This window comes from Nocardia sp. NPDC051750 (assembly GCF_044453135.1).
Taxonomy (GTDB): Bacteria; Actinomycetota; Actinomycetes; order Mycobacteriales; family Mycobacteriaceae; genus Nocardia.
The window spans coordinates 230,743-242,640 of sequence record NZ_JBITCK010000003.1; the positions used below are offsets into that span (position 1 = coordinate 230,743).

Sequence of the window (11,898 nt, forward strand, 5' to 3'; positions counted from 1 at the left end):
CGACCCGAATCGGTGCCGGGTTACGGGCTGATCTGGCACGTCGGTTGATCTGGTCTGTCGAGAGGGGCGGGACTCAACGAATGGTTAGCTGAGATAATTTCCCACTCAGACTCTCAGTGATGAGGGTAGACCGGACGGCGAAGCGGGCACAACAGCCGGAAGTCCGAACCGGACCATGCGGTGCCGGTCCGGACCCCACTACTCCCGGGACGATTGGTCCCGCAGCCGAGCCAATGTTTTCGTGAGAATGCGCGAGACATGCATCTGGGAAATCCCCATCTGCTGCGCGATCTGCGTCTGCGTCATCGACTCGAAGAACCGCATGGTCAAGATCCGGCGCTCCCGCTCCGGCAGCCCGGCCAGCAGCGGCCGGATCGCCACATACTCCTCGACCCGGTCGAACTGCGCTTCCTCCTCGCCGAGGGTGTCGAGCAGCGACGCGTCGGTATCGCGGCCGACCGACGCCGCGTCGATCGACGTCGGCTGGTAGGCATTCCCGGCGATCACCGCCTGGGTCACCTCGTCCGGATCGACATCGAGTTCGGCCGCGATTTCCTTGGCCGTCGGGGAACGGCCCAGCGATTGCGACAGCGAATCCACTGCCGCCCCGATCCGCAGATGGGTTTCCTTCACCCGGCGCGGCACCCGCATCGCCCAGGTGTTGTCCCGGAAGTACCGGCGCACCTCGCCCATGATGGTGGGCACCGCGAACGACAGGAAATTCGAGCCACGCGACACATCGAAACGGTCCACCGCGTGCACCAGTCCCACCCGGGCCACCTGGGTCAGATCGTCGAACGGCTCCCCGCGGCCACTGAACTTACGGGCGATATGGTCGGCCAGCGGGATGCAGCGACCGATCAGCTGGTTCCGGAGGGTGACGTGCTCGGCCGAATCCGGTTCCGCGGCCGCCAACTGGACGAACAGCCCCGCGACATCGTCGTACCCGCTGACCTGTGGAGCGTCCTCGAGCTCGTCCTCGGAATCGGTATCCGCGGCCGTACCCGGATCGCCACCGCCGTCACCGTCCCGGTCGACAGCGGTCTCCTTATCCGCACCGTCACCCGGGTCGGGCACGGCATCGGGAGATTCGAGCGGTTTATCCTGTTCGGTCACGCTTTCCCCCGGACCCGACGGAATTCGACCGCTGTCGGATATCCGGAAACCTGCTGGTCGAAGGACTCCTGCCGGGCGTCCACGGCATCGGTGAGGGTACGCAGAACATGCCAGCCGAAGCTGTGCGAATCGGGCAGACCCTCGCGCCCGGCCACCCCGGCGACGCGCACCCGCAGATCGGTCTCACCGATGGTGAACACACAATCCAGGCTGGTATCGGGCGCGGCCAAACCGATCAGGGTGGAACAGGCCTCGTCCACCGCCAGCCGGATATCGGCGACCTCGTCCAGGGTGAAATCGCTGAGTAGGACCAGAGTTTCGGCGAGACCGCGAACGATCGGCAGCTGCGTCACCGTAGCCGCCACCCGAATCTCCACCGGGGAGCCGTGAATCCCCTCTTCCGCCGAAGTATTGATCACGCCTGGCAGGCTACTGTGTTTTTGGCGCGCTGGCGCGCGCGGGGGTTTTGGCCCCCTTGGGCCCTACCGGGCCAAAACCTTCAAGGGCCTCGCTGAACTCGGCGCCGCCGCTGGGCACGTTCGAGCGGGACTGGTCCAGAACCTCGGGCGCCACCTGGGGACGTTCTGTCCGGCGGGTGCTGCAATCCGTCGACGGCCCACCGGTCTCGGTGGTGCGCTGGGTGCATTCAAGGGAGCCGACGGCGGCCATTAGACTGCGGCGCTGTGACTGCGTCCGAGCCCACGTTCACCCGTCCGGCTGCCCCGATGATCGCTCCGTCCATTCTTTCCGCGGATTTCGCGCGGCTGGCCGAGGAGGCCGGGGCAGTGGCGAGTGCGGATTGGCTGCATGTCGATGTCATGGACGCGCATTTCGTACCGAATCTGACCCTGGGGCTCCCGGTCGTGCAGAGCCTGCTGAAGGCCACCGATATTCCGCTGGACTGCCACCTGATGATCGAGGATCCGGCCCGGTGGGCGCCGCCGTACGCCGAGGCGGGCGCCTACAACGTGACATTCCATGCCGAGGCCACCGACGATCCGGTGGCGGTGGCGCGGGATATCCGGGCGGCCGGGGCCAAGGCCGGGTTGTCGGTGAAGCCGAATACCCCGATCGAGCCGTATCTGGAGATCCTCCGGAATTTCGACACGTTGCTGGTGATGAGTGTCGAGCCCGGCTTCGGTGGTCAGTCGTTCATTCCCGACGTGCTGGAGAAGGCGCGCGTCGTACGCCGGCTGGTCGATGCCGGGGAGTTGCGGCTGGTGGTGGAGATCGACGGCGGGATCAATGCCGAAACGATCGAACAGGCCGCGGAGGCCGGGATCGACTGTTTCGTGGCCGGGTCGGCCGTGTACAACACCGCCGACCCCGGCGCGACCGTGGAGACACTGCGCAGCCAGGCGGCTGCCGCGCGGTCGGCGCACCACGCCGCGCACTGACGCGGGCTGCAGCGACTCCGGGCACCGGGCCGCGCGTTCAGCGGCCGCGGCGCCCCGCCTCGCATACCGCGTCGATCACCGCCTGTTGCGGCGGCCGCGTGCCGAGCGCGTCCGGCCCGGCCACCCACAGGCGATACCCGCTGAGTTCGTCCTCGGCCGAGGGCAGCACGATCTGGCTCCCGGTGCCGGCCACGGTGGTATAGCGGCGGAACAGTTCGGCCGCGGCGGTGGCCGGGAATTCATCGTGCCGGGTGGGGCCGGTGAGGAACGTCCAGCGCAGCGCCCGCGGATGGGCGAAGACGGGACCGGCGATCCCGGCGACCCGCAATCGTTGCAGTACCGACTCGCCGAGTTCGGTGGGCATGGTGACGGCGCCATAGGCGGCGCCGATATGCAGCATGATCCGCCGCGACAGTGGATCGACCACGGCAGGTAACAGATCCTTCTCCCGGTACCGCCGGCAGTGCCGCTCCAAGGTGGACTCGGTGAATGTGGTCATTGAGGGGGTTCGGCTTCCTCGAGTGAATGGACGTGCCTGGCGGGGGCGCGGACTTCCGGGGCAGGTGGAGGTCGCACGGATCCGTTCGCGCTGTCACCGCGGGATCCGATGCCCGGACAACACTGTCGCTGGGCCGAGGGACACCGGATCGCCGACCCGCCGCGGACCCGGGCGGCCCTCGGCGTAGGTCTGATCCAGTTGTTCGTGAAGGCTTGTGGCGCACGGTCTTCCGCGGCGGTGGCCGTCATCGTGGGAACGCTGCGCCCGGCTGCGCCGCCCGCTGTCGAGGTCGGTGAACCGGTCACCTCACAATATTGCGTTAGCCGGTGTGAGCGTGCAAATCGAGCAACATTTCGGGTTTCGATGCGATCTCGGCCGGGAAAAGCGGAGGTTTCCTGGACTGGTCCGTACCAGGTACGGGCCGGTCGGAGGGTGTTCTGCCGGTTTTTGCGGGAATGTGATGACAATCGCCTGATCGGAAAATTTCCGGATCGATGCGGATCGTGACGGCCTCCGGCGAGGCGGGCCGGGTTGCCGGAGCCAGCCGTGTTCCACACACCGGGTGACGGCGTGGTTGTGCGCCGCGGGCGCCCACTAGTCTGGCTGTGGACGGCGAACTGGGAATATTCGGTACCGCTCCCGCCGTTCCGGATGCGGAACACCGATGCGAACGGGAGAAGGCATGTTCACAGGCATTGTCGAGGAACTGGGTGAGATCGTCGCCTGCGAACAGTTGACCGACGCGGCTCGGCTGACGATCCGCGGCAAGCTGGTCACCTCCGATGCGGGGCACGGCGATTCGATCGCGGTCAACGGGGTGTGCCTGACAGTTGTCGATGTTGTCGACGATGCTTTCACCGTCGATGTGATGGGGGAAACGCTGCGCCGGTCGAGCATCGGGGGCCTCGGTCCGGGCGCGCGGGTCAATCTCGAACGTGCCGCCGCCGTGAACAGCCGTCTCGGCGGCCATATCGTCCAGGGACATGTGGACGGCACCGGCATCATCCTCACCCGGACGCCCGGCGAGAACTGGGAAGTGGTCCGGGTCTCGCTGCCCGATGCGATCGCCAAGTATGTGGTGGAGAAGGGTTCCATCACGGTCAACGGCATCTCACTGACCGTGTCCGGGCTCGGCCGCGCCGAAACACCGGCCGCCGACGGTACCCGTGACTGGTTCGAGATCTCGCTCATCCCGACCACGCTGAGCCTCACCGACCTGGGTGCGGCCACCCCGGGGGCCGTCGTCAACCTCGAAGTCGATGTGATCGCCAAGTACGTCGAGCGCCTCCGGCAACGCGGCTGATACCTCCGGCCGCGCCCGGACGGGACGGGCCTACCCAGTAGTGTGATCAGGACCAATCGAGATGGAGCAGTGCAGACGTGACCAGGTTCGACAGCATCGAGCGCGCGGTCGCCGATATCGCGGCCGGTAAACCGGTCGTCGTGGTCGACGACGAGGACCGGGAGAACGAGGGCGACCTCATCTTCGCCGCGGAGAAAGCCACCCCGGAACTCGTGGCCTTCATGATCCGCTACACCTCGGGTTACATCTGCGCACCGCTCACCGGCGACGACTGCGACCGTCTGGGCCTCCCCCCGATGTACGCGGTGAACCAGGACAAACACGGTACCGCCTACACCGTCTCGGTCGATGCCAGAGAAGGCGTCACCACCGGTATCTCCGGCGCCGACCGCGCCACCACGATCCGCCTGCTCGCCGATATGGACGCCAAACCCAACGATTTCACCCGGCCGGGGCATGTGGTGCCGCTGCGCGCCAAGGACGGCGGAGTGCTGCGCCGCCCCGGGCATACCGAAGCCGCGGTGGACCTGGCCAGAATGGCCGGGCTGCGCCCCGCGGGCGTGATCTGCGAGATCGTCAGTCAGAAGGAAGACGGGCATATGGCCCGCACCGATGAGCTGCGGGTCTTCGCCGACGAACACGAACTGGCGCTGATCTCGATTGCCGAGATGATCGCCTGGCGGCGTAAGCACGAGAAGCATGTGGTGCGGGTCGCGCAGGCGCGTATCCCCACCGTGCACGGCGAGTTCACCGCTGTCGGCTATCAGAGCATCTACGACGACGTCGAACATGTCGCGCTGGTCCGCGGCGATATCGGCGAGGGCGAGGACGTTCTGGTGCGGGTGCATTCGGAATGCCTGACCGGCGATGTCTTCGGATCGCTGCGCTGCGATTGCGGGCCGCAACTGGATGCCGCCATGGAAATGGTGGCCGCCGAGGGCCGGGGCGTGGTGCTGTACATGCGCGGGCATGAGGGTCGCGGTATCGGCCTGATGCACAAGCTGCAGGCCTACCAGCTGCAGGATTCCGGACACGATACGGTCGACGCCAATATCGAGCTCGGTCTGCCCGCCGATGCCCGCGACTACGGCACCGGGGCCCAGATCCTGGTCGATCTCGGACTGCGGTCGATGCGGCTGCTCACCAACAACCCGGCGAAGCGGGTCGGGCTCGACGGTTACGGACTGCGGATCACCGAACGGGTGCCGATGCCGGTCCGGGCCAACGCCGAAAACTTGCGTTATCTGCGCACCAAACGCGATCGGATGGGCCACGACCTGGTGGGGTTGGACGATCTGGACCTCGGGGAGACGGCGCAATGACCGTGGCCGTATCGAAAGGCGGAAACCGATGAGCGGCACCGGAGTACCGGATTTCGCGCTGGCCGACGCTCAGGGCCTGCGCCTGGCGATCGTCGCCTCCCGCTGGCATACCGAGATCTGCGACACCCTGGTCGCCAATGCCGAACGGGTGGCCGCGGGCGCCGGGGTGCGGCACGTCACCGTCGCGCGCTGTGCCGGTGCCATGGAATTGCCGGTGCTGGCGCAGGAGTTGGCCCGCACCCATGACGCGGTGGTGGCGCTCGGTGTGGTGATCCGCGGTGACACCCCGCACTTCGAGTACGTCTGTGACGCGGTGACCGCGGGCTTGACCAGGGTGTCTCTGGACGAGAGCACACCGGTCGCGAACGGCGTGCTCACCACGAACAACGAGCAGCAAGCGCTGGACCGGGCGGGCCTGCCGGATTCGGTGGAGAACAAAGGCGAACAGGCGGCCGCGGCCGCGCTGGACGCCGCCCTGACCTTGCGCGGGCTCCGCGCGGCGGGCTGAGTCATGCCGGTGGGACGGATCCTGCGGCGCGGGGCGAGCCCCGCGCCGGCGAAGCGGGCCGAATCCGCGGTGCCGGAGCCGGCCGGGTGGGAGTTCGAGGTCCGGCCGCGTAAGGCGCGCCGGACCGCGGTGATCGTGGCCATCTTCCTGGTGGTGTCGTTCGTCCTGCTCGGGGTGTTCCTGCGGGTGGACTACACCGGGGTGAATTTCCGGGTGGTGGACCAGTTCGCGATGGCGGCCATCGGTATCTTCGGCGCCGCGGCGGTCCTGCTGCTCACCCGGCCGCGGGTGCGCGCCGGTGAGCGGGGCGTGGTGGTGCGTAATGTGCTCGGGGACAACGAATTCGAGTGGAAACATGTTCGGGGCGTGTCCTTTCCGGACCACAAGGCCTGGGCCCGGCTGGAACTGGTGAACGACGATTACGTGCCCATGCTGGCCATCCGCTCCAACGACGGTGACCGCGCCGCGGCAGCGCTCGACCGGCTCCGCGAACTGGGCGCGAAATATACCGAAAGCGACTGAACCCTTCTCGCCCGGAACGCGTCGACAAGGGCGCGCTGTCGGCCGAGCCCGAGATCCGGGAGCGCACCGGGCGGCCACCGCCCAGCCGCGCTTCCCGGCACGACGGTACACGGCGGAAGCACCGGGCGAGGCCGCCGGAGCGGTGCTTCCGGCGGCCCCGGGCGATCAGTGCGCGAGTTTGAGCCCGACCACTCCCGCGATGATCATCACCAGGAAGACGGCTTTGAGAACGGTGACCGGTTCTTCCCCGGTGGCCATGGCGTAGACAACGGTAAGCACCGCGCCGATACCCACCCATACCGAGTACGCGGTGCCCACCGGAAGATCGCGCATGGCGTAGGCGAGCCCGGCCATACTGGCGATCAGCGCGCCGACGAACAGGACGGTGGGCGGCCATTTGGAAAAGCCCTCGGTCTTTCCCAGGGCGGTGGCCCAAACTGCTTCCAGAACCCCGGACACGATGAGCACGACCCACGAGAACGACATGACGACCTCCGTGGGTCGTCTTGTCGCACGCCGGGTACGACCCTCTCGTCCGGAAGCCCGCCGCATCGCGGGCTCTGATTCCAAAATCGCACACCCGCTACCGCGTGGCAACTTTCCCTGCGTCTCCGGCGAGGTAGGTCACAACCGGCCGGCGGTCTCCGTAGCCGAGCCGAGTCCCCAGGTCACCGGGTGTCGCCGAGTACCTCGCCTTCGCGCCGCGGATCGGCGCCGCCCACCCAGCCGATTTCGCCGTCGCGGGCCAGCACGCTGAGCCCACTGGTCTGTGGGGCCACCGATACCTGATGGCCCCGTTCCCGTAGTCCGGTGACCAGCGGGTCGTGGGCGCCGTCGTCGCTCGTATCGATCGCCGGATGCTCGCCGCCGACGCCCGTGACCGGGGTGTTCGCGGCACCGAACGACACCGCGGACACCGCCTGCTGCGGATCCAGGCCCCAATCCAGCATGCCGACAAGGGTTTTCACCACGAACTGGATGATCACCGACCCGCCGGGGGAGCCGACCACATGGGTGAGCGCGCCCGGCCCGGTGCCGTCACCGCGTTCGAAGACCAGGGTCGGGCTCATGGAACTGCGCGGGCGTTTGCCCGGTTCGACCCGATTGGCCACCGGCGCGCCGTCGGCGCCGAGCGGGTCGGCGGCGAAATCGGTGAGCTGATTGTTCAGCAGGAAACCGTCGACCATATGGAACGAACCGAATGCCGATTCCACAGTGGTGGTCATGGCCGCGGCATTGCCGTACGAGTCGACCACCGAAATATGGCTGGTGCCGTGCTCGGGTTGCTGCGGCCCGGCACCCAGCGGAGACGTTCCGAAATCACCGGGCTGCGCGGTGCCCATACTGCGACCGGGATCGATCAGACCGGCCCGCTCCCGCAAGTACTGCGGATCGACGAGCGTATCCGGCGAATTACCCGGCAGCGGCACATAATCCGGGTCGGCGATGTACTTGTCCCGGTCGGCGTAGGCGAGCCGCTCGGCCTCCGCGATCAGATGCGCGGCCTCGGCGGGCGGGACTCCGCCGTTGCGGTCCACCCGCTCCGGGGGCAGGGCGGGGATATCGAAATTCGCCAGAATGCCCAGGGTCGCGGCCACCGTGATACCACCGGACGACGGTCCGGGCATTCCGCAGATCTCGTGCTCGCGGTAATCGGTGCACAGCGGCGTCCGCTTCACCGCTCGATAGGCATCGAGATCGGCGGCCGTCAGCGCGCCGGGAGTGCGCCCGCCGGTGCTCGTACCGGCCGCGGCGACGATGTCCTGGGCGAGTGGGCCGGTGTAGAACGCGTCGGCTCCCTCGGTGGCGAGGGTGCCGAGGGTTTTGGACAGCGCCGGGTTCGTGAGCATTGTGCCCGCGGCCCGGGGGGAGCCGTCCGGGTTCAGGAAGTACTCGGCGGCGCCCGGATCCCGCGCCAGCTCCGACGCGGATTCGGCGATCTGGCCGGCCAGCCGGGGACTGATCTCGAAACCCTGGTCCGCCAGCGCGACGGCGGCGTCGAACAGCTCACGCCACTCGGTGTGGCCGTGGTCGGCATGCACCATGCCGAGCATGCGCACCACCCCCGGGACTCCGATGGACCGCCCGCTGGCCCGTGCGTCCGGGCGCGGTTCCGTGCGGTCGGTATCGCTGATCCAGCGCAGATAGTTCTCCGTCGCGGCGGCCGGGGCGGTCTCCCGGCCGTCGTAGGCCTCGACCGTCTCGTTCTCCGCGTTGTAGTACAGCAGGAACGCCCCGCCGCCGAGACCGGACGCCTGCGGTTCGGTGAGCCCGAGCACCGTCTGCGCGGTGATCAGCGCGTCCGCCGCCGTACCGCCCGCGCGCAGCACCTCGCAGGCGGCCCGGGTCGCGTGCGAGTTCGCGGTGGATACCGCGTATCCGGTGGTGCGCACGGCGGCCATATCGCTGCGGTAGCCCGAGGCGATCTCCGGGTTGGTCGCCAGATCGCGAGTGGCGGGTGCCGCGGTGCCGGGCCCCGGGGCCGTGGTGACCGGGGTTCCGTTCGGCGCCGGTACGCACGGCCCGGCGGCGCCGGTTTCGTCCCCGCATCCGCTGAGTGAACCTGCCACGAGCAGCGCCGAAACCGCCAGCGCGTACCGAATCCGTTGTATCGGGCGCATATTCCGCACTGTAGCGGTCCGGGGCGACATATGAAGGCGAACCACCGGGCGCGGTTTCGCTGGTACCCCTGGCCTGTGATCCGGGCCTGTTCCGGTCGCCGCGACCACCGGAACAGGCCGGGCGCTGCGCAGCGCGACCACAGGCGACCCTGGTGCTCCTTGCCATCGACGAGTGCTCGACGAGGCGTCCGTTGACCGGGCGCCGGCCGTATCCGCCGGTACGGAGTACCCACAGCCTGTCCGAACTACAAGCCGGAGCCGCGCGCCGTCGTGTTGTCCGGCTCGGTCGCCGCGGGCGCAGCCCGCCAGTGGTGGACCTGTTGTGGGGAGGGCGGGAAGCCGCCGGGGGCACGCTGCGGGCCGTCCCGGCCGGCAGGAACCGCACCGACCGCCGACCGGCGGCGGAGTCTGTCCGAGGCCGCTACTACGCTGGATGCGTGGCAGATCCCGCGACGTACCGGCCGCAGCCGGGCAGTATTCCGCTCGAACCCGGCGTCTACAAATTCCGGGACTCCTACGGGCAGGTCATCTACGTCGGCAAGGCGAAAAGTCTGCGCAACCGGCTCAACTCGTATTTCGCCGATGTGGCCGCATTGCATCCGCGGACGCGGCAGATGGTCACCACCGCCGGGAGTGTGGAATGGACCGTGGTCTCCACCGAGGTGGAAGCGCTACAGCTGGAATACAACTGGATCAAGGAATTCGATCCCCGGTTCAATGTGCGCTATCGCGACGATAAGTCCTATCCGGTGCTGGCCGTCACGCTGAACGAGGAATATCCGCGGCTTTTCGTCTATCGGGGCGCGCGCAAGAAAGGGGTCCGCTATTTCGGGCCCTATGCGCATGCCTGGGCGATCCGGGAGACGCTCGATCTGCTGCTCCGGGTCTTCCCGGCCCGCACCTGTTCGGCCGGGGTGTTCAAACGGCACGGGCAGATCGGCCGCCCCTGCCTGCTCGGCTATATCGACAAATGTTCGGCGCCCTGTGTGGACCGGGTATCGGCGGCCGAGCACCGGCGCATCGTCGACGATTTCTGCGACTTTCTGGCCGGGCGCACCGACCGGCTGGTCAAGGAACTGGAACGCCGGATGCACGTCGCGTCCGGGGACCTGGATTTCGAGACCGCGGCGCGGCTGCGCGACGATGTGCAGGCCCTGCGCCGGGCGCTGGAGAAACAGGCCGTCGTCCTCGGTGACGGGACCGATGCCGATGTGATCGCCTTCGCCGGTGACGACCTGGAGGTCGCGGTGCAGGTTTTCCATGTGCGCGACGGCCGGGTACGCGGTCAGCGCGGCTGGGTGGTGGACAAATCCGGCGATGCGGCGGATACCCCGGAACCGGGGGGTGAACTCGCCGCGCTGGTCGAGCAGTTCCTCACCCAGTTCTACGGCGAGCAGGCCGCGGTCGCCGCGCAGACCGCCGGGGATCAGCCGGCGGCGGTGGTACCGCGGGAGGTCCTGGTTCCGGAACTGCCCGCCGATGCCGACGAGGTGCAGCGCTGGCTGTCGCAGCTGCGGGGTGGTTCCGTGCGGCTGCGGGTCCCGCAGCGCGGCGACAAGAAAGCCCTCGCCGATACCGTCACCCGCAATGCTGCGGAGGCCCTCGCCCAGCACAAACTCCGCCGGGCCGGCGATCTCACCTCGCGGTCGGTGGCCTTGCAGGATATCCAGGACGCGCTCGATCTCGATACCGCTCCGCTGCGGATCGAATGTGTCGATATCAGTCATGTGCAGGGCACCGATGTGGTGGCGTCGCTGGTGGTGTTCGAGGACGGTCTGCCCAAGAAATCCGACTACCGGCACTATGCGATCAAGGAGGCCGCGGGCGAGGGCCGTTCCGATGATGTCGCCAGTATCGCCGAGGTGACCAGGCGCCGGTTCCTGCGGTTGCGCCGGGAACGGGATGCCGCCGAACAGGCCGATCTCGCCGGGACGGCGCCGGTGCCGGACTTCGAGGTCGCGGGAGTCGCGGCGGATCTCGGGGAGGAGGAGGAGCTCATCTCGCGTCCCGGGATCGACCCGAGGACCGGACGGCCCCGGAAATTCGCCTACCCGCCGAACTTGTATGTCGTCGACGGCGGCGCGCCGCAGGTGGCGGCCGCGGCGGAGGTGCTCGACGAACTGGGCATCACCGATGTCGCCGTCGTGGGCCTGGCCAAACGACTCGAAGAGGTCTGGGTGCCGGGCGAACCGGACCCGGTGGTGTTACCGCGCACCAGCGAGGCTCTCTACCTGCTGCAACGGGTACGTGACGAAGCCCACCGATTCGCCATCACCTTCCATCGCAGTAAGCGATCCCGCCGGATGACCGCATCGGCGCTGGACTCGGTGCGCGGGCTCGGCGCGGCCCGGCGGACCGCGCTGGTCACGCATTTCGGCTCGGTGGCCCGGCTGAAAGAGGCCACCGTCGACCAGATCATCGAGGTGCCCGGGATCGGCCGGGCGACCGCGGAGGCGGTACTGGCCGCCCTGCACGACCGATAGCGTCCGGCGCGGCGTTCGGTGCAACGGCGCGGTGATCGGCCCGGGTCACGTACGTTTGTTCCTGCGCCCCCGTGGCAGCGAGCGGGTGCAGGCCTACAGCTGGGTGACCGACAACGCATTCCCGAAC

11 protein-coding genes and 1 riboswitch are annotated in these 11,898 nt (G+C 68.2%); of the genes, 6 read left to right on the plus strand and 5 right to left on the minus strand.

Annotation, left to right across the window (positions count from 1 at the left end; genetic code table 11):
• Positions 1–198: 198 nt before the first annotated feature.
• Together ACIA75_RS14690 and ACIA75_RS14695 are read right to left on the minus strand one after the other, a co-directional pair.
• Positions 199–1,116: a SigB/SigF/SigG family RNA polymerase sigma factor gene (locus ACIA75_RS14690; protein WP_397103910.1), complete on the minus strand. Its 918-nt coding sequence runs from the start codon at positions 1,114–1,116 to the stop codon at positions 199–201.
• Complete coding sequence (locus ACIA75_RS14695; protein WP_397103912.1) at positions 1,113–1,535, minus strand: ATP-binding protein; 423 nt, start codon at positions 1,533–1,535, stop codon at positions 1,113–1,115. Before ACIA75_RS14695 ends, ACIA75_RS14690 begins: the two co-directional genes overlap by 4 nt.
• A 306-nt stretch (positions 1,536–1,841) precedes the next feature.
• Here ACIA75_RS14695 and rpe point away from each other — a divergent pair, with 306 nt between their 5' ends.
• Positions 1,842–2,513, plus strand: coding sequence for a ribulose-phosphate 3-epimerase (gene rpe / locus ACIA75_RS14700; protein ID WP_397105315.1), 672 nt, complete (start codon positions 1,842–1,844; stop codon positions 2,511–2,513).
• A gap of 37 nt (positions 2,514–2,550) precedes the next feature.
• On the opposite strand, the gene ACIA75_RS14705 is transcribed toward rpe, so the two are convergent.
• Positions 2,551–3,012, minus strand: coding sequence for a hypothetical protein (locus tag ACIA75_RS14705; RefSeq protein ID WP_397103914.1), 462 nt, complete (start codon positions 3,010–3,012; stop codon positions 2,551–2,553).
• 682 nt (positions 3,013–3,694) lie between these two features.
• Between ACIA75_RS14705 and ACIA75_RS14710 the strand changes: the two genes are divergently transcribed.
• The 4 genes from ACIA75_RS14710 (at position 3,695) to ACIA75_RS14725 (ending at position 6,667) form a co-directional block, all read left to right on the plus strand.
• Positions 3,695–4,315, plus strand: coding sequence for a riboflavin synthase (locus tag ACIA75_RS14710; RefSeq protein WP_397103916.1), 621 nt, complete (start codon positions 3,695–3,697; stop codon positions 4,313–4,315).
• A gap of 77 nt (positions 4,316–4,392) precedes the next feature.
• Positions 4,393–5,637 carry a bifunctional 3,4-dihydroxy-2-butanone-4-phosphate synthase/GTP cyclohydrolase II gene (locus tag ACIA75_RS14715; protein WP_397103917.1) on the plus strand — a complete coding sequence of 415 codons (1,245 nt, stop codon included), beginning with the start codon at positions 4,393–4,395 and terminating at the stop codon, positions 5,635–5,637.
• Between the two features lie 28 nt (positions 5,638–5,665).
• Positions 5,666–6,145: a 6,7-dimethyl-8-ribityllumazine synthase gene (gene ribH, locus ACIA75_RS14720; RefSeq protein ID WP_397103919.1), complete on the plus strand. Its 480-nt coding sequence runs from the start codon at positions 5,666–5,668 to the stop codon at positions 6,143–6,145.
• A gap of 3 nt (positions 6,146–6,148) precedes the next feature.
• Positions 6,149–6,667 (plus strand): PH domain-containing protein, encoded by a 519-nt coding sequence (locus tag ACIA75_RS14725; protein WP_397103921.1) that lies wholly within the window; start codon positions 6,149–6,151, stop codon positions 6,665–6,667.
• Positions 6,668–6,832: 165 nt separating this feature from the next.
• Here the strand turns inward: ACIA75_RS14725 and ACIA75_RS14730 are convergent, their stop codons facing one another.
• Both ACIA75_RS14730 and ACIA75_RS14735 read right to left on the minus strand, forming a co-directional pair.
• The gene (locus ACIA75_RS14730; RefSeq protein ID WP_397103923.1) at positions 6,833–7,153 is read right to left on the minus strand and encodes a DMT family transporter; all 321 of its coding nucleotides are present in this window, start codon (positions 7,151–7,153) and stop codon (positions 6,833–6,835) included.
• 9 nt (positions 7,154–7,162) lie between these two features.
• A riboswitch (guanidine-III (ykkC-III) riboswitch) is annotated at positions 7,163–7,231 on the minus strand.
• 104 nt (positions 7,232–7,335) lie between these two features.
• Positions 7,336–9,288: a gamma-glutamyltransferase family protein gene (locus ACIA75_RS14735; protein ID WP_397103925.1), complete on the minus strand. Its 1,953-nt coding sequence runs from the start codon at positions 9,286–9,288 to the stop codon at positions 7,336–7,338.
• A gap of 437 nt (positions 9,289–9,725) precedes the next feature.
• Between ACIA75_RS14735 and uvrC the strand changes: the two genes are divergently transcribed.
• Positions 9,726–11,771 carry an excinuclease ABC subunit UvrC gene (uvrC, locus tag ACIA75_RS14740; RefSeq protein WP_397103927.1) on the plus strand — a complete coding sequence of 682 codons (2,046 nt, stop codon included), beginning with the start codon at positions 9,726–9,728 and terminating at the stop codon, positions 11,769–11,771.
• Positions 11,772–11,898 lie beyond the last annotated feature (127 nt).